Origin of the sequence: Aeromicrobium phragmitis, from assembly GCF_003674095.1 — a bacterium.
GTDB lineage: Bacteria > Actinomycetota > Actinomycetes > Propionibacteriales > Nocardioidaceae > Aeromicrobium > Aeromicrobium phragmitis.
In genome coordinates, this window is sequence record NZ_RDBF01000009.1 from 60,307 (window position 1) to 78,688 (window position 18,382).

General features: G+C 68.1%; 14 protein-coding genes. 10 read left to right on the plus strand and 4 right to left on the minus strand.

The features are described from left to right. The first annotated feature begins 82 nt into the window (after positions 1-82). From D9V41_RS12215 to D9V41_RS12235, 5 genes are read left to right on the plus strand one after another with little or no spacing between them, the layout of a single operon-like run. Complete coding sequence (locus D9V41_RS12215) at positions 83-586, plus strand: flavin reductase (RefSeq protein WP_121794856.1); 504 nt, start codon at positions 83-85, stop codon at positions 584-586. 9 nt (positions 587-595) lie between these two features. Next, on the plus strand, positions 596-1,570 hold the full coding sequence (locus D9V41_RS12220) for an SMP-30/gluconolactonase/LRE family protein (protein ID WP_243697253.1): 975 nt from the start codon (positions 596-598) through the stop codon (positions 1,568-1,570). Positions 1,571-1,626: 56 nt separating this feature from the next. Then, a complete protein-coding gene (dxs, locus tag D9V41_RS12225; RefSeq protein ID WP_121794857.1) occupies positions 1,627-3,522 on the plus strand; it encodes a 1-deoxy-D-xylulose-5-phosphate synthase in 1,896 nt (631 codons plus the stop codon). Between the two features lie 5 nt (positions 3,523-3,527). Further along, positions 3,528-4,436 carry a proteasome assembly chaperone family protein gene (locus D9V41_RS12230; protein WP_121794858.1) on the plus strand — a complete coding sequence of 303 codons (909 nt, stop codon included), beginning with the start codon at positions 3,528-3,530 and terminating at the stop codon, positions 4,434-4,436. A gap of 21 nt (positions 4,437-4,457) precedes the next feature. Further along, positions 4,458-5,324 carry an acyl-CoA thioesterase gene (locus tag D9V41_RS12235; RefSeq protein ID WP_121794859.1) on the plus strand — a complete coding sequence of 289 codons (867 nt, stop codon included), beginning with the start codon at positions 4,458-4,460 and terminating at the stop codon, positions 5,322-5,324. 375 nt (positions 5,325-5,699) lie between these two features. Here the strand turns inward: D9V41_RS12235 and D9V41_RS12240 are convergent, their stop codons facing one another. Then, positions 5,700-6,581 carry a MaoC family dehydratase gene (locus tag D9V41_RS12240; RefSeq protein ID WP_121794860.1) on the minus strand — a complete coding sequence of 294 codons (882 nt, stop codon included), beginning with the start codon at positions 6,579-6,581 and terminating at the stop codon, positions 5,700-5,702. A gap of 1 nt (position 6,582) precedes the next feature. After that, positions 6,583-7,923, minus strand: coding sequence for a 3-oxoacyl-ACP reductase (locus D9V41_RS12245; RefSeq protein WP_121794861.1), 1,341 nt, complete (start codon positions 7,921-7,923; stop codon positions 6,583-6,585). Positions 7,924-8,042: 119 nt separating this feature from the next. On the opposite strand from D9V41_RS12245, the gene D9V41_RS12250 reads away from it, so the two are divergent. Further along, positions 8,043-9,353, plus strand: coding sequence for an acetyl-CoA C-acetyltransferase (locus D9V41_RS12250; protein ID WP_121794862.1), 1,311 nt, complete (start codon positions 8,043-8,045; stop codon positions 9,351-9,353). A 22-nt stretch (positions 9,354-9,375) separates the two neighbouring features. On the opposite strand, the gene D9V41_RS12255 is transcribed toward D9V41_RS12250, so the two are convergent. Next, positions 9,376-10,047 (minus strand): TetR/AcrR family transcriptional regulator, encoded by a 672-nt coding sequence (locus D9V41_RS12255; RefSeq protein WP_121794863.1) that lies wholly within the window; start codon positions 10,045-10,047, stop codon positions 9,376-9,378. Between the two features lie 70 nt (positions 10,048-10,117). On the opposite strand from D9V41_RS12255, the gene uvrB reads away from it, so the two are divergent. From uvrB to D9V41_RS12270, 3 genes are all read left to right on the plus strand, one after another. Then, positions 10,118-12,184, plus strand: coding sequence for an excinuclease ABC subunit UvrB (gene uvrB, locus D9V41_RS12260; RefSeq protein ID WP_133434183.1), 2,067 nt, complete (start codon positions 10,118-10,120; stop codon positions 12,182-12,184). A 161-nt stretch (positions 12,185-12,345) separates the two neighbouring features. Continuing rightward, positions 12,346-13,356: a TerC family protein gene (locus D9V41_RS12265; protein ID WP_121794865.1), complete on the plus strand. Its 1,011-nt coding sequence runs from the start codon at positions 12,346-12,348 to the stop codon at positions 13,354-13,356. A 106-nt stretch (positions 13,357-13,462) separates the two neighbouring features. Beyond that, positions 13,463-14,743, plus strand: a complete 1,281-nt coding sequence (locus tag D9V41_RS12270) for a cytochrome P450 (protein ID WP_243697254.1) — start codon at positions 13,463-13,465, stop codon at positions 14,741-14,743. 29 nt (positions 14,744-14,772) lie between these two features. Here the strand turns inward: D9V41_RS12270 and D9V41_RS12275 are convergent, their stop codons facing one another. After that, complete coding sequence (locus D9V41_RS12275; RefSeq protein ID WP_121794867.1) at positions 14,773-15,426, minus strand: MBL fold metallo-hydrolase; 654 nt, start codon at positions 15,424-15,426, stop codon at positions 14,773-14,775. 94 nt (positions 15,427-15,520) lie between these two features. Between D9V41_RS12275 and uvrA the strand changes: the two genes are divergently transcribed. Further along, positions 15,521-18,379: an excinuclease ABC subunit UvrA gene (uvrA, locus tag D9V41_RS12280; RefSeq protein ID WP_121794868.1), complete on the plus strand. Its 2,859-nt coding sequence runs from the start codon at positions 15,521-15,523 to the stop codon at positions 18,377-18,379. Positions 18,380-18,382 lie beyond the last annotated feature (3 nt).

The window sequence follows — 18,382 nt, forward strand, 5'->3', positions numbered from 1 at the left end:
AAGGCCCCGGCGATCGGTCGCCGGGGCCTTCTGGCGTTCTCGCCACCTCCGCCGACGCTCGGACCGCGGTTAACCTGACGGGGTGACGATCCACAGCGACCACCCCTTCGTGCCGCCCGAGTCCGATCGTGACGTCGTGCGCCGGTTCCGCGGCCGTCTCGCGGCGTCCGTCACCGTGGTCGCCACGGGGGAAGGCCGTGATCGCAGCGGCCTGACGGTCTCGTCACTCGTGATCGTCGACGGGCCGAAGTCCCGGGTCGTCGCGTTCGTCGACCCGGACTCCGAACTGGGCGAGGCGGTGGACGTCGGTACCTGCGTCACCGTCTCGCTGCTCACCGACGGCGACCAGTTCCTGGCGGACGCGTTCGCCGGGCTCGCGCCGGCGCCGGGAGGTGCGTTCCGGCTGGGCGACTGGAACGACACCGCTTGGGGTCCGGTGCACGCGCAGCGATCGTGGCTCGGCGCACGCATCGAGGGCGTGCGCGAACTCGGGTACGCGCTCGAGATCGTCGCCGTCGTCGAGCACGCGGAGATCCATGGCGAGGAGGGGCTCGTTCACGTGCGGGGCCGCTATCGCAGCAGCTAGGGTGCGGCCATGGCCAAGCCGTCGATCGACCCACAGCGCTGGCGGCCACCACCCGCCGACCTGTCCGAGCCGGACGTGGCTCACGTGGCTCGCGTCTACCCGGTGTCCGGAAAGGGACCCGAGGACGTTCTTGTGCTGCCCGACGGGAGCGTGCTCACCGGCCTGGAGGACGGCCGAATCGTGCGCATCGATCCGACGAGCGCTCAGGAGCGCACCGTGGTCGACACCGGCGGCCGGCCGTTCGGTCTGGAACGTCATCCCGACGGCGGCGTCGTCGTGTGCGACGGTTTCCGCGGGCTCCTGCATCTCAGCGAGGACGGCACGCTCACGACGCTGCTGGACCGGGTCGAGGGCGTGCCGCTGAAGTTCTGCAACAACGCCGCCGTCGCCGCGGACGGCACGATCTACCTGAGCGACTCGACGCGCAAGTTCGGTCCGTTCGACTGGCGCGCGGATCTACTGGAGCACCGGCCGACCGGCCGGCTGCTGCGCCGCGACCCTGACGGGAACGTCGAGGTCCTACTCGACGGGCTGGCCTTCGCCAACGGCGTGGCACTCACGCCGGCCGAGGACGCGGTCATCGTCGCCGAGACGGCCGGCTACGTGCTTCGACGCGTCGACCTGTCCACCGGCACGGCCACGCAGTTCGGGCCGGTGCTGACGGGATTCCCCGACAACATCGCACTCGGCGACGACGGTCTCATCTGGGTCACGATCGCCTCCCCGCGCGACGCCGCGCTCGACGCCCTGTTGCCGCGCGCCCCCTGGATGCGATCGCTCGTGTGGGCTTTGCCCGACCGCCTGCAGCCGCAGCCGAAGTCGACGATCCACGTGCAAGCCTACGAACCGGAGACCGGCCAGCGGATCCACGACGTGCACACGTCGCACCCCGACTTCGGCATGGTCACCGGCGTCCGCAAGTGCGGCGACCGGGTGTGGCTCGGCAGCCTGGAGTCGCGCGCCATCGCGGCGTTGTCGTGGTGACGGCGCAAGCGCCGGGCTGACCGGGCGCCGTGGGGTCGGCTCGTTACGATGGAGCAATGGCCAGCGTGCTCCGATCCCTCTCCGGTCCCACGGACCTGCGGCGGCTTGGCGACGCCGAACTCACCGAGCTCGCCACCGAGATCCGGCAGCTGCTGCTGGAGTCGGTCGCCGCCAACGGCGGGCACCTGGGTCCGAATCTGGGAGTCGTCGAACTCACCATCGCCCTGCACCGGGTTTTCGAGTCCCCCCGTGATCGGATCGTCTGGGACACCGGGCACCAGTCGTACGTGCACAAGATGCTGACCGGGCGGGCGGACGGCTTCGCCACGCTGCGCCAGGAGGGCGGTCTCTCCGGCTATCCCTCACGCGGCGAGTCCGACCACGATTGGGTGGAGAACTCCCACGCCTCCACGTCGTTGTCGTACGCGGACGGGCTGGCGCGGGCGTACCAACTCCAGGGTCGCGACGATCACGTCGTCGCCGTGATCGGCGACGGCGCACTGACCGGAGGGATGGCGTGGGAGGCGATCAACAACATCGCCGCGGACCCGCAGCGCCGCGTCGTCATCGTCGTCAACGACAACGGCCGCTCCTACACTCCGACGGTCGGCGGCCTCGCGAACAAGCTGACCGAGATCCGCACCAACCCGCGCTACGAGCCGACCCTGCGGGCCATCCGCGAACGGCTCACCTCCGGGCACCGCGTCGGCGAAGTCGCGTACGAGGCCCTGCACGCGATGAAGAAGGGGATCAAGGACGCCCTCGCGCCTCAGGGCATGTTCGAGGATCTCGGCATCAAGTACATCGGCCCGGTCGACGGCCACGATCGCCGCGCTATGGAGCAGGCGCTGCTGGCCGCGAAGCGATTCGGCGGCCCCGTGCTCGTGCACGCCATCACCACCAAGGGCCAGGGGTACGACATCGCCGTGGCCAACGAGAACGATCAGATGCACCAGTCGCATCCGTTCGACCTCGCCACGGGCGAAGTCACCGACGTCGCCCCGGCGGGGTGGACGTCGGTCTTCCGTGACGAGATCGTGCGGATCGCCGACGAGCGCCCGGACGTCGTCGGCATCACGGCGGCGATGTTGTACCCAGTGGGCCTCGATGCGTTCGCCGACAAGTTCCCCGACCGCGTCTTCGACGTCGGCATCGCCGAGCAGCACGCCGCGACGTGCGCCGCGGGTCTCGCCATGGGCGGGCTGCATCCGGTCGTCGCGGTGTACGCCACCTTCCTCAACCGAGCCTTCGACCAGGTGCTGCTCGACGTCGCGCTGCACCGCTGCGGCGTGACGTTCGTGCTCGACCGCGCCGGCGTCACCGGCGACGACGGCGCAAGCCACAACGGCATGTGGGATCTCTCCCTTCTGCAGTTGGTCCCGGGGCTGCACCTGGCGGCACCCCGCGACGGCGCCCAGCTGCGAGAGTTGCTGCGCGAGGCCGTGGACATCGAGGATGCGCCCAGCGTCGTGCGCTTCGCCAAAGGGGCCGTGGGACCCGACATCGACGCGATCGAACGCCTCGGCACCGTCGACGTGCTGCGCCGCGACGAGTCCGCCGAGGTGCTGTTCGTCGGGGTCGGTCCGTTCGCGCAGGTGGCGCTCGACGCCGCAGCCGACCTCGCCGCCGCCGGCATCGCCAGCACCGTGGTCGATCCGCGATGGGTCAAACCACTTGACCCCGCGATCACCGACCTCGCCCGGCGGCACCGGCTCGTCGTCACGGTCGAGGACAACGGCCGCCAGGGCGGCGTGGGCGCCACCGTGGCACAGACCTTGCACGATGCCGACGTGTCCGCCCCCGTGCGGATCCACGCCATCGCCCAGGAGTTCCTCGACCACGCCAAGCGGGGCGTCATCCTGGAGCGCCTGGGGCTGACGGCCGACACCATCGCGGCCGACGCCCGCGCCGCGTTGTCCGGGGTCGGCACGGGGAATAACTCACAGGAGTGAGAGCGTTGACGCCGAAGTGGTTCTCATCGAATCGTCAATCTCGTGACCGCGCGGCCCGGCGGGAGCCCGGTCCGGTCCTGATCCATGTCCTCGAGGGCTTCCTGAGCGCCGGTTCGTCCGCGACCCTCGCGGCAGCGCAGTTGCGCGGAGACGACAGCGAGGTCGTGCACGAGTTCGACCTCGATCCGATCTACGACTACCGCGCCAGGCGCCCGCCGATCGTGTTCGACGGCGACCACTACCGCGACTACGAAGAGCCGCGACTCGCCATCACCCGCGAGCACGACGTCCAGGGCCGCGAGTTCCTGCTGCTGTCCGGCCCGGAGCCGGACTTCGGGTGGGAGCACTTCGTCGCCGAGGTGATCAGCGTCGTCGAACGCGAGAACGTCTCGCTGACCGTCGGCCTCGGCGCGGTGCCGATGGGCGTCCCGCACACTCGGCCGCCGATGATCACGGCCCACGCCACCCGGCCCGAGCTGGTCGACCGTCGCAACCTGTGGGAGGCCGAGATCACGATTCCGTCGTCCGCGCAGGCGTTGCTGGAGTACCGGCTCGGTCAGCGCGGCCACGACGCGATCGGCTACGTGGTGCACGTCCCGCACTACCTCACTCAGGTGGAGTACCCCACCGCCGCGATCGCGCTGCTCGAAGCGCTCGCCGTCCGACTCGGTCTCACGTTCGACCTCGAGACGCTGCGCGCCGCACAGCCCGAGGCCATCGCGCAGATCGACGAGCAGATCGCGGAGCAGCATGGCGAGGATGTGCTGAACGGGCTCGAGCAGCAGTACGACGCGTTCGCGCGCGGGGCGGCCCGGTCGCTGCTGGAGGACGACGACCGACTCCCCAGCGGCGAGGAGCTCGCGTCCCAGCTGGAGCGGTTCCTGGCGCAACACCGAGGCGACGACCAGGGCTGACCGGCCGATAGGATCGGCCTCGTGCCTGCGTCAGTCAACGAAGTCGTCGAACTGCTGGAGCTCGAACCCTTGGAGGTCGGGCTGTTCCGCGGCGCTCAGCCGCGCAACTCCCGGCTGCGCCGCGTGTTCGGTGGCCAGGTGGCCGCGCAGGCGACGATGGCCGCACAACTCACGGTTCCCGACGACCGGCAGCTGCACTCGCTGCACGCGTACTTCATTCTCGGCGGCGATCCTGCCATCCCGATCGTCTACGACGTCGAGAACGTCCGCGACGGACGGTCGTTCACGACGCGGCGGGTCGCGGCGCGCCAGCACGGCGAGATCATCTTCTACATGACCGCGTCGTTCCAGCGCGAGGAGTCCGGCTGGGATCATCAGGACGCGATGCCGCAGGTGCCGGGCCCGGACGAGGCGACCCCCATGTCGGACCTCGTCAAGCTCATCGACGCCGAGTCGGCGGACCAGTGGCATGCCGAGTGGGGTGGCTACGACATGCGGTACGTCGGCGACAACCGCCCAGCCGACGATCCGGCGCGGGAGGCTGTTCCGGCGGTCCAGCGCATGTGGTTCAAGGCCGCCGGCGAGCTGCCGGACGATGAGGCGATTCACAACGCGGCGTTCACCTACTACAGCGACTTCAGCCTGCTCGGCGCGTCGCTGGTGCCACACGGACTCATCATCAATTCGCCCAAGGTCTCGCCGGCATCGCTCGACCACACCATCTGGTTCCACCGACCGTTCCGGACCGATCAGTGGCTGCTGTACGACCAGACCTCGCCGTCCGCCTCGGGCGCTCGCGGCTTCAGCACGGCCAAGGTGTTCACCGAGGACGGCACCCTCGTCGCCTCCGTCGCCCAAGAAGGCCTCATCCGCCAAGCCAAGAAGTAACCCGGGCGGCCCGAGGTGGTCGAGTAGGCCGGAGCCATTGGTCCCTCGTTCCGGTTCCTGAGTAGCCGCGAGGAACGAGCGGCGTATCGAAGGGCGCCGCTACTCGACCACCAACGACTCGGTGGTCGAGTAGGCGGTCGCTCAGCGACCGACATGGAGCCATCGCAGGAGGGGCGTAGCCGCGATGGAGCGAGACCAGGTTGCGTGGGATGTGGTCTCGATACGCGGCTCGTTCCGGTTCCTGAGTAGCCGCGAGGAACGAGCGGCGTATCGAAGGGCGCCGCTACTCGACCACCAACAACTCGGTGGTCGAGTAGGAGGTCGCTCAGCGACCGACGTATCGAGACGTCCGCCGCTACTCGGCCGCGATCCGCGTCAGTGGGGCTCGATGGTGCCGACGAGGTGCGGCACGGGCTTGCGGGCACCTCGGACGCCGAAGACCATCCGGTCGCCCTGCTGCTCCTGTCCGAACACGACCGTATTGGGGAGCACAATGGGCTTCTTGAACTCGACCGTCACGGTGTAGGCGTCCGGCAGTCGCGGGCTCAGGGCAGCGAGGCACTTGGCCTTGGTCCACATGCCGTGAGCGATGTTCCGGGGGAAGCCGAACGCCTTCGCCGTCAAGGGGTACAGGTGGATCGGGTTCCGGTCGCCGGACACCGCCCCGTAGGTCCGACCGAGGTTGCCCGGCAGTTTCCAGTGCACAGGCCCGGTCGGTGCCTCCACTCCCTCCAGTGGGGGAGTCGTGGGCTCGGGGCCGCTGCCCGAAGAGCCGCGGAAGAAGACCGTCATGCTCTCGTCCCACACCAGATCGTCGCCGACCCTCGCCTCGGAGAGCAGTTCGACGAGCTGACCTTTGGGATGCGGCGTCAGGGCTGCGGCCCGCAGCGAGAGGTCGTACGTCTCTTCGGGTGCGATCGGTCGGTGCTGCGTGATCCGGTTGCGCAGATGTACCGCGCCCATCGGGGTGAACGGGAAAGACGTGTCCGTCATCAGTGTCAGGTGCAGGGTATGTGCCGCCAGATGCGGATACGTAACCGGCAGCGCGGGGGAGAGCGGGAAGCCGCAGACCTCGCGGTAGCGCGCCACGTGGGCGGGGTCCGTCGTGACGCCTCGGCGTACGAGCGTGGTGTCGGGAAGGCCCCCGCGCTCATGGCGAATGCCGGGCAGCTTGCCGACGACGGGGATCGCCGGCAAGGCCGCCTTGAGCATCAGCGGGGCGCCCGCGGGCGGAGAGTCGAACGTCCGGGTCGCCATGTCAGGCCCCGAGGAAGCCCTGGCCGCACACGCGCACGACGTTGCCGGTGATGGCGCCAGAACCCGGGTGGCAGTACCAGGCGATCGCCTCGGCGACGTCGACGGGCTGGCCGCCCTGTGAGAGCGAGCTGAGCCGTCGGCCGGCCTCGCGGATGCCGATCGGCATCGTCTTGACCATGTCGGTCTCGATGAACCCGGGTGCGATCGCGTTGACGGTGATGCGCCGGTCGGTGACCCGCGGCGCCAGGTCCTGGACGAACCCGATCACGCCGGCCTTGGCGGTGCCGTAATTGGTCTGACCGTTGTTGCCCGCGATGCCGGCGATGGAGGAGATGCCGATGATGCGGCCGCCCTCGCGCACCAGTCCGCGGCTCAGGAGCTCCTCGGTGATGCGTTGCGGCGCTCCGACGCTGACGTCGATGACCTTGTCCCAGTTCTCCGGCTTCATGTTCTTGAGCCGCTTGTCGCGAGTGATGCCGGCGTTGTGTACGACGATGTCGACCCCGTCGCCGAGCTGGTCGGCGATCGTCGCAGGCGCGTCCTCGGCGGTGATGTCGGCGATGACCGACGTTCCGCCGAGCTCGGCCATGAGCGAGGCGAGGTCGGTCTGCAACGGCGGGACGTCGAGCCCGATGATGCTCGCGCCGTCGCGGTGGAGCGTGCGCGCCATGGCGGCACCGAGACCACGCGAAGCGCCGGTGACGAGCGCGACCTTGCCGGCCAACGGCTTGGCGGGATCCGCCGGTGCGTCGGCGGCGGTCAGCTCAGTCGTGCCGATGCGCACGACCTGGCCGTCGACGAACGTCGATTTGGGGGAGAGCAGGAACTGCAAGGTCGCATCGACGGCGTCGCGCGACTCGGGGGCGACGTAGACGAGATTCGCGGTGCTGCCGTTGGCGCCGATCTCCTTGCCGAGCGACCGCACGAATCCTTCGAGGCCGCGCTGCGCGATGGCTGCGCCCGTGGTCTCCGTGCGCTCCGGGAGGAGGCCGAGCACCACGATGCGCGCCGAGGGAGCGAGCTGGCGGAGCACCGGCGTGAAGAACTGCTGGATGGCGACGAGGCCCTGCGTGGAGTCGATGCCCGTGGCGTCGAAGACCAGGCCCTTGTACCGGCGGCCCTCGGCGCGCACCGTGGTGGTGTCGACGCCCGCGTTCTTGAGCAGCGTGGGGAGCTCGGGGAGCGCGATGCCGTCGTCGGTTCCGCCGAGCAGCACGGTGCCGTCGACGAGCGGGCCTGAGCCGCGCCACCGCTCGAGCTCCGGCGGATTGGGCAGACCGAGGTTCTTGACGAGGAACTGAGCGATCGGGTTCTGAATCAGCGACTGGTAGCGGTCGGTCATCGCGACATCTGTCCTATCTCTCGGATACCATCGGTATCTGAACGCGTTACAGTGACTGTAGCTTGCCGCCCCCGGTGAGTCCACAGCGAGCATCGCCCCTGCGAAGAAAGGTCCTCGTCATGGCGTCTGCGAAGTCAGCCCCTCAGCCCGCCGCCGTACGCCGCGTCGCGGTGATCGGCGGCAACCGCATCCCGTTCGCCCGCTCCAACACCGTGTATTCCGGTGTCTCCAATCAGGAGATGCTGACGGCGGCCCTCAACGGTCTCGTCGAGCGCTTCGACCTGGAAGGCGAGCGCGCCGGCGAGGTCGTGGCCGGTGCCGTGCTCAAGCACAGCCGCGACTTCAACCTCACCCGCGAGACGGTCCTGGGTTCCAAGCTCTCGCCGGCCACTCCCGCGGTGGACATCCAGCAGGCCTGTGACACGGGTATCCAGGCCACGATCCAGGTGGCGAACAAGATCGCCCTGGGCAAGATCGAGTTCGGCATCGCCGGCGGCGCCGACACCACCAGCGACGCCCCGCTGGCGGTAGGTGACTCCCTGCGCAAGATCCTCATCCAGGTCAACGCCGCCAAGGACACCGCCACGCGGCTCAAGCTGCTCAGCAAGATCCGGCCGCATCACCTCGCCCCGGATCAGCCTCGCAACGAGGAGCCCCGCACCGGTCTGTCGATGGGCGACAGCCAGGCGCTCACCGGTCACGAGTGGGGCGTGACCCGCGAGGCGCAGGACGAGCTCGCCGTCGCCTCTCACCGCAACCTCGCCGCCTCCTACGAGGAGGGCTGGCAGGACGACCTCGTCACGCCGTTCCTCGGCGTCGAGCGCGACACGAACCTGCGTCCCGACTCCAGCGTCGAGAAGCTCGCCAAGCTCAAGCCGGTGTTCGGCAAGCAACTGGGGGACGCCGCGACGATGACGGCCGCCAACTCGACCCCGTTGTCCGACGGCGCGTCGACGGTGCTGCTCGCCTCGGAGGAGGAAGCGGCGCGGCGGGGCTGGGAGCCGCTGGCATACGTGACCGACTACGAGACGGCCGCGGTCGACTACGTCAACGGCGGGGAGGGCCTGCTGATGGCCCCCGTGTACGCCGTGCCGCGCATGCTCGAGCGCAACGGCCGCACGCTTCAGGACTTCGACTTCTACGAGATCCACGAGGCGTTCGCGTCACAGGTCCTGACGACGCTGGCCGCCTGGGAGGACGCCGACTTCTGCAAGCAGCGACTCGGCCTCGACACCCCGCTGGGCTCGATCGACCGCAGCAAGCTCAACGTCAAGGGCTCCTCGCTGGCGGCTGCGCATCCGTTCGCGGCGACCGGCGGCCGGATCGTCGCCAACCTCGCCAAGCTGCTGCACGAGAAGGGATCGGGCCGCGGGCTGATCTCGATCTGTGCGGCCGGCGGCCAGGGCGTCGTCGCGATCCTGGAGCGCTGAGCCCGGTCCTGCCGGCGCGTGCTCAGCGCGTGCCGGCAGGACGGCTGGGGCCGATCGCCATGGCGATCAACGACCGTTTCGCGTGTTCGACGACCTCGTCGAACGGCAGATCGTCCATGAACGGCAGGCCCGAATGCAGCGACCGCACGGACTTCTGGAAGTTCACCAGATTGAGCACGCCGAGGCCCTCCGCGTAAAGGATATTCGACATGAGCTGCGGATCGGTCACGGCGAACTCGCCGGCGGCCGTCCCGTCCTCGAGCGCCCGCACGACACGGTTGAGGCACTGGAACATGGCCTGGCCCAGCTCGATGAGTCGCTCCTGGCTGACCTCGTCGACGAGGTCCCTGCCCCGGAAGCGCAGAAGCGCCTGAGCGCAGTCGACGAACGCGGGGTACTCGGCTCCGTAGGCGAAGAACGCGTCAGCCTGGGCGGAGAGGCGTTCGGTGGGGGAGTTCGCGGCGTCGTCCGCCTCGGCGATGCGCGCCTCGAGCTCGCCGAGGTAGTCGACGAGCGTCATCGCGAACAGCTCCTCCTTCGTCGTGAAGTGGCGGTAGATGATCGCGCGATTGATGCCGACCGCCTTGGCGATGTCCTCGATCTGAGCCGCCCGCACGCCGCGTTCGTCGAACAGGCGGCGGGTGGCCTCCACGATCTCGCGGGTGCGGCGCGCGCGCCGTTCCTCCACAGGCATACGGCTCACTGTATCGGCGTCGTTGTCGGTGGCGGTGCGTACGCTGGAGGGTATGAGGTCAGCGGCAGAGATGACGCGCCAGGTGGCGCCGTTCGAGGTCGTCTCGCAGTACGCTCCCGCGGGCGATCAGCCCGCGGCCATCGCGGAGATCACCCGCCGGATCCGCGACGGCGTCCAAGACGTCGTGCTGATGGGGGCGACCGGCACCGGCAAGACGGCCACGACGGCCTGGATCGCCGAGCAGTTGCAGCGACCGATGCTCGTGCTGCTGCCCAACAAGACGCTCGCGGCGCAGTTCGCCAACGAGCTTCGTGAACTGCTGCCCAACAACGCGGTTGAGTACTTCGTCTCGTACTACGACTACTACCAACCCGAGGCGTACATCGCGCAGTCCGACACCTACATCGAGAAGGACTCCTCGATCAACGAGGAGGTCGAGCGCCTGCGCCACTCGGCCACGTGGTCGTTGCTCACCCGGCGCGACGTCGTCGTCGTCGCCACGGTCTCCTGCATCTACGGACTGGGCTCGGCCCAGGAGTACCTCAACCGGATGATCGGGTTCCGGGTGGGCGAAGAGGTCGACCGAGACGAGCTGCTGCGGACGCTGGTCCAGGCGCAGTACGTCCGTAACGACGTCGCTTCCACCCGCGGCACGTTCCGCGTCAAGGGCGACACCGTGGAGATCTTCCCGGTCTACCAGGAGATGGCCGTCCGCATCGAGTTCTTCGGTGACGAGATCGAGCGGCTCATGACACTGCATCCGCTCACCGGCGAGGTGCTGAGTAACGACCAGGAGCTCTACGTCGGTGCCGCGACGCATTACGCCGCCGGGCAGGACGTCATGACCCGTGCCATCGAGGGCATCAAGTCCGAGCTCGAGCAACGACTCGCGGTTCTCGAGCGCGAGGGCAAGCTGCTGGAGGCGCAGCGCCTGCGGATGCGCACCACCTACGACATCGAGATGATGGAGCAGGTCGGCACGTGCTCGGGCATCGAGAACTACTCGCTGCACATGGACGGGCGCGCCCCAGGCACGGCCCCCAACTGCCTCCTCGACTACTTCCCGGATGACTTCGTGCTGGTCGTGGACGAATCACACGTCACGATCCCGCAGATCGGCGCGATGTATGAGGGCGACATGAGCCGAAAGCGCTCGCTCGTCGAGCACGGCTTCCGGCTGCCCAGTGCGATGGACAACCGCCCCTTGAAGTGGCCCGAGTTCCTCGAGCGGATCGGCCAGACCATCTACCTGTCGGCGACCCCTGGTGATTACGAGCGCGAGAAGGTCCGCGGCGACGTCGTCGAACAGATCATCCGACCCACCGGATTGGTCGACCCGGAAGTCATCGTCAAGCCCACCAAGGGCCAGATCGACGACCTCATCGGCGAGATCCGCACGCGGGTCGAGCGCAACGAGCGCGTGCTGGTCACCACGCTCACCAAGAAGATGTCCGAGGACCTCACCGACTACCTGCTCGAGGCCGGGATCCGCACGCGTTATCTGCACAGCGAGGTCGATACGCTGCGACGGGTCGAGCTCCTGCGCGAGTTGCGACTCGGCGAGTACGACGTGCTGGTCGGCATCAACCTCCTGCGGGAGGGCCTCGACCTTCCCGAAGTGAGCCTGGTGGCGATCCTTGACGCCGACAAGGAGGGCTTCTTGCGCTCCAACCGTTCACTCATCCAGACCATCGGTCGCGCGGCGCGTAACGTGTCCGGCCAGGTCATCATGTACGCCGACACGATCACCGACTCGATGGAATCGGCGATCGAGGAGACCAATCGCCGTCGTGAGAAGCAGATCGCCTACAACGCCGAGCACGGCGTCGATCCGCAGCCGCTGCGCAAGAAGATCGGCGATATCACCGACATGCTCGCCCGCGAGGACGCGGACACCAAGAGCCTGCTCGCCGCCACCGGCGACCACCGGCGCAAGGGCGTGGCGGTTCCCCTCGGGCAGTCAGGCGGGTCGGCGGCCGACATGCCGTCGGGCGAGCTCGCCTCGCTCATCGACCAGCTCAACGAGCAGATGCACCAGGCGGCCGAAGAACTCCAGTTCGAGCTGGCCGCCCGGCTGCGCGACGAGATCTCCGATCTCAAGAAGGAGCTGCGCGGCATGCTCGAGGCCGGCGCCTGAGCCTGCTTTCGGCGAGGCGTACTGTTGGTCCGTTGAACGGAGGGGAGTATTCCCTCGTCGCGGCGCCGTCATCACGAGGCTCAGGGGAGCGCTCCGGTACTGCGAGCCGCCGCGGCGGTGGAAGAGACCTCCGGTACCGATAGCAACCGGAGGAATGTTCGTTGAACGTCACGACGCTCGAGTGGGGCATCACCATCGCGATGACGATCGGCATCTTGCTGGTCGACATCCTCGTCATCGCCCGCAAGCCGCACGAACCGAGCACCCGCGAAACGTCGATCGCGTTGTCGATCTACGTCGGCCTGGCCGTCATCTTCGGCATCTGGGTCTGGATGTTCCACGGGCAGGACTACGGCATCGAGTTCTTCGCCGGTTGGCTGACCGAGTACAGCCTGTCCATCGACAACCTCTTCATCTTCATCATCATCATGGCCAGCTTCGGCGTGCCGCGGAAGTACCAGCAGGAAGCTCTGCTCGTCGGCATCATCCTCGCCCTGATCTTCCGGGCCATCTTCATCGCGGTCGGGGCTGTGGCGATCAACAACTTCGCGTGGGTGTTCTACCTGTTCGGGGCGTTCCTCATCTACACGGCCCTCAAACTGGCCACGAGCCACGACGACGATGACGACGGTGAGAACGCGGTCGTCCGCTTCGCTCGCAAGCGCTTCAACATGACCGACCAGTGGTCGGGTCTCACGCTGGTCCTGCGGGAGAACGGCAAGCGCGTCATCACTCCGATGGCCCTCGTCATCATCGCGCTCGGGACGACCGACATCATGTTCGCTCTGGACTCGATTCCGGCGATCTTCGGCCTGACCCAAGAGCCGTACATCGTGTTCACCGCGAACGTCTTCGCCCTCATGGGCCTGCGTCAGCTGTACTTCCTGCTCGGCGGTCTCCTCCAGCGGCTGGTGTTCCTCTCGTACGGCCTGGCGTTCCTGCTCTTCTACATCGGCGTCAAGCTGCTTCTGCACGCCCTGCACGAGAACGAGCTGCCGTTCATCAACGGTGGTGAGCACGTCCCGGTGCCCGAGATCCCGACGCTCTGGAGCCTCGGCGTCATCGTCGTCACGCTGGCGATCACGGCGGTGGCGAGTCTGTGGTACTCGGCGCGCCATCCCGAGAAGACCGTGGAGGTGCCCGAGCCGCCGCGCGGCAACCGGGAGATCTGAGCCTATGCGGATCCTCCCTGAGGGCCATGGGGGGCGAACCCTGATGTGTCTCTGAACACTGCGCCGGATGTGCCGACACAGGGAGTGCTGCGTGTACCGTCGTGCCGTGTCGTTGTTGAAGACCTATAGTGCGCGGATCGGCGGAGCTTTAGCCCGGCGCCACATCCGCAAACGCGGCATTGATCTCTCCCAGATCTCGTTCATCCCGGAGGAGACCAAAGCCCCGCTGCAGCGCACTGGCACCGACCCGTTGCCGCAGCTCGCCCGCTATCGCGAAGACACGCCGCTGCGCAAACTGGATCTGCCGTTCGCCTTCGACGCCTATCTCCTCACGGGATACGCCGAGACCAGGGAAGTCCTGACGGCCCGCGACACGTACTCCAACGACATCCGGCACCTGTTCCGCGGCGACGGCCCGGCGACGTCTGACGACATCGGCGGTCTGGGCTTCACCGACCCGCCACTGCACACGCGGCTGCGCAAGATCGTCACGCCCGAGTTCACGATGCGGCGGCTCGCACGGCTGGAGCCGATGATCCAGCAGATCGCCGACGACGCCCTCGACGGCCTCGAGTCCGCCGGACCGGGTGCCGATCTCGCCAAACACGTCGCCTTCCCCGTGCCGTTCAACACCATCTGTGCCCTGCTCGGCCTCGACTACGAGGACCGTGAGGCGTTCGCGCGGCTCGGGAGCCAGCGCTTCGACGCGACCAACGGCGCCGCGGCCGCCTTCGGTGCCGTCTCGGCTCAGCGCGAGTTCCTGTTCGATGCCGTGGCCCGCCAGCGCAAGGAACCCGGACCGGGACTCATCGGGCAGATCCTCCAGGCCGAGGGGGACATGATCAGCGATGTCGACCTCGCGGGCCTCGCCGACGGGGTGTTCACCGGCGGTTTCGAGACCACGGCCGGGATGATCGCGCTGAGCACGCTCGTGCTGCATCGCGATCCCGCCTATGCCGACCTGGTGCGGTCCGGCAATCGCGAGACGGTCGACCGGGTCATCGAGGAACTGCTGCGGTACCTGTCGGTGGTGCAGGTGGCGTTTCCGCGCTTCGCCAAGCAGGACATGGAACTGTTCGGCACCAAGCTCAAGGCCGGCGACGTGGTGCTGGCGTCGTTGAGCGCGGCGAATCGGGACCCGAAGGTCGCGGGGGAGCGCCCTGACGAGTTCGACCCCTACCGCATCCCGACCAGTGGCCACCTGGCGTTCGGGCACGGAATTCACCGCTGCATCGGTGCCGAACTCGCGCGGATGGAGCTGCGCATCGTGCTGCCCAAGCTCCTGCAGCGCTTTCCCACGCTCGGCATCGCCGTGCCCGAGCGCGAACTCGAGTTCCGTCAGCTGAGCTTCGTCTTCGGGATCGACCGGCTCCCCGTCACCTGGTGACGACGACCGCGATCCGGTTCAAGGTGTGATCACCAGCCGCGTTGGCGCCACTCGCCGAGATGCGGACGCTCTGCGCCGAGGGTGGTGTCGTCGCCGTGACCGGGGTAGACCCACGTGTCGTCGGGGAAGCGGCCGAAGATCTTGGTCTCGACGTCGCCGATGAGGCTGGCGAAGTCCTCGGGGGACCCCGTCTTGCCGACGCCGCCGGGGAACAGGGAGTCGCCGGTGAACAGGTGCACAATGCCGTCGGGATCGTCGTAGGCGAGGGCGATCGAGCCGGGGGTGTGACCGACGAGTTCGATGACCTCCAGCTCGCACGTTCCGACCCGCACCCGAGCGCCTGTGCGCACCCGCAGATCGACGGGGACCGGCAGTGCATCGGCGTCCCCCTCACCGGCGATCGTCTGCGCTCCCGTCGCCTCGACGACCCGGGGGAGGGCCTGCACGTGATCGTCGTGCCGATGCGTGGTGACCACGCGGGCGATGCCGTCGGCGCCGGCGACCTCCAGGAGCCGCTCGGCTTCGTCGGCGGCGTCGACGAGCGCCTGCTCACCGGTCAGGGTGCACCGGAGCAGGTACGCGTTGTTGCTCATCGGCCCGACCGCGAGCTTGGTGATCTGCAGATCGCCCGCATCCTGCACGTCGGCCGGCCCGCCGACCTCGACTCGTCCGCTGTAGGTCATGAGACCGAGGGTATCGGGCTCGGTGTGGGGCAACTCACCGCCGTGGCGCGCTCGCCACGGGAAACTGTCAGTGCGCCTGGTTACGCTGGAACCCGTGGCTGATCGTCTCGTGATTCGCGGTGCCCGCGAGCATAACCTCAAGGACGTCTCGCTCGACCTGCCCCGCGACGCGCTCATCGTGTTCACGGGATTGTCCGGGTCGGGCAAGTCGTCATTGGCCTTCGACACGATCTTCGCCGAAGGGCAGCGCCGGTACGTCGAGTCGCTCTCGGCCTACGCCCGTCAGTTCCTCGGTCAGATGGACAAGCCCGACGTCGACTTCATCGAGGGGCTGTCCCCAGCCGTCTCGATCGACCAGAAGTCCACGTCGCGCAACCCGCGCTCCACCGTCGGCACCATCACCGAGGTCTACGACTACCTGCGCCTGCTCTACTCGCGGGCGGGCCGTGCGCACTGTCCGACGTGCGGCGAGCCGATTAGCCGGCAGACGCCGCAGCAGATCGTCGATCGCATCATGGAGGGCGAGGAGGGCACCCGGTTCCAGGTGCTCGCTCCGGTCATCCGCGGGCGCAAGGGCGAGTACACCGAGCTCTTCCGCCAACTCCAGCAGCAGGGGTTCAGCCGGGTCGTCGTCGACGGCACCGCCCATCTGCTGGCCGACGAACCGCCCACGCTCGCCAAGCAGAAGAAGCACACGATCGACGTCGTGGTCGACCGGCTCACGGTCAAGGCCAGCGCGCAGCAGCGCCTGACAGAGTCGATCGAGACCGCGTTGTCGCTCGCCGACGGCCTGGTGATCGTCGACTACGTCGACCTTCCCGAGGGCGACCTGGCGCGTCACCGCCGGTTCTCCGAGAAGCTCGCCTGCCCCAACGATCACCCGCTGCAGATCGACGAGCTCGAACCCCGCTCGTTCTCGTTCAACGCCCCCTACGGCGCCTGTCCCGAGTGTCACGGGCTCGGCACCCGCATGGAGGTCGATCCCGAGCTGCTGGTTCCCGACCCGGAGAAGTCGCTCGCCGAAGGGGCCATCGCCGCGTGGGCGTACAACCAGGTCTCGGAGTACTTCCTGCGCCTCACCGAAGCGCTGGCCGAGGAGCTCGGCTTCTCGATCGACACGCCGTACATCGAGCTGCCGGGCGACGTGAAGCACGCGCTCATGCACGGGCACGAGACCAAGGTGCACGTGCGCTACAAGAACCGCTACGGGCGTGAGCGCTCGTACTACTCGCAGTTCGAGGGCGCCATCCCGTTCGTTCAGCGGCGATACGCCGAGACGGATTCGGACACCAACCGCGAGCGGCTCGAGGGCTTCATGCGGGAGGTTCCCTGCCCCACGTGCGGCGGCACCCGCCTGAAGCCGGTGATCCTCTCGGTCACGCTCGAGTCGGCGCGTCGCGGCGAGCTCAACATCGCCGAGCTCTGCCACCTGTCGATCGCCGAGGCCGCGGACTTCCTGTCCGACCTCGTCATGAGCGACCGCGAACGTCAGATCGGCGAGCGGGTGCTCAAGGAGATCCACGAGCGGCTGCGGTTCCTGCTCGATGTCGGCCTCGATTACCTCGCGCTCGACCGCGCGGCCGGGTCGCTGTCCGGCGGCGAGGCGCAGCGCATCCGGCTCGCCACCCAGATCGGCGCGGGACTCGTCGGCGTCCTCTACGTCCTCGACGAGCCGTCGATCGGCCTGCACCAGCGCGACAACCACCGGCTCATCGAGACCCTGGTCCGGCTCAAGAACCTCGGCAACACCCTCATCGTCGTCGAACACGACGAGGACACCATCCGCACGTCCGACTGGGTCGTCGACATCGGCCCGGGCGCCGGTGAGCACGGCGGTCAGGTCATCGTCTCCGGCACCGTCGACGAGTTGCTGTCGCACCCGGATTCGCTGACGGGCAAGTACCTGTCGGGCAAGGAGTCCATCCCGGTTCCCGAGAAGCGTCGGCCGCGGGTCGAGGGCCGCGAGCTCTGCGTCCGCGGCGCGCGCGAGAACAATCTGCGCGACATCGACGTCAGCTTCCCGCTCGGTCAGCTGGTCTCCGTCACCGGCGTCTCGGGGTCGGGCAAGTCGACGCTCGTCAACGACATCCTCTACACGTCGCTGGCACGAGCCCTGTACAAGGCGCGCACGATCCCCGGACGGCACACCGGCATCGACGGGGTCGAGAACATCGACAAGGTCATTCACGTCGATCAGTCGCCGATCGGGCGCACCCCGCGGTCCAATCCGGCCACCTACACCGGTGTCTTCGACCACGTGCGCAAGCTGTTCGCGCAGACCCCCGAGGCCAAGATGCGCGGTTACCAGCCCGGGCGGTTCTCGTTCAATGTCAAGGGCGGCCGCTGCGAGGCGTGCCACGGCGACGGCACCATCAAGATCGAGATGAACTTCCTGCCCGACGTCTACGTTCCGTGCGAGGTCTGCCACGGCGCTCGCTACAACCGCGAGACGCTCGAGGTGCACTACAAGGGCAAGACCATCGCCGAGATCCTCGACATGCCGATCGAGGAGGCCGTCGACTTCTTCGAGGCCATTCCGGCGATCGCCCGGCACCTGCGCACGCTCGTCGACGTCGGCCTGGGGTACGTCCGACTCGGTCAGCCGGCTCCGACGCTGTCCGGCGGCGAGGCGCAGCGCGTCAAGCTCGCCGCAGAGCTGCAGAAACGATCGACCGGACGCACGATCTACGTGCTGGACGAGCCGACCACGGGTCTGCACTTCGAGGACATCCGCAAGCTCCTCGGTGTGCTCCAGCGCCTCGTCGACACCGGTAACTCGGTTCTGGTCATCGAGCACAACCTCGACGTCATCAAGGCCTCGGACTGGATCATCGACATGGGCCCGGAGGGCGGCAGCGGCGGCGGCATGGTCGTCGCCGAAGGCACGCCCGAGGAGGTCGCGGCGAACCCGGACAGCCATACCGGCCGCTTCCTCGCGCCGTTGTTGGCGTGATGC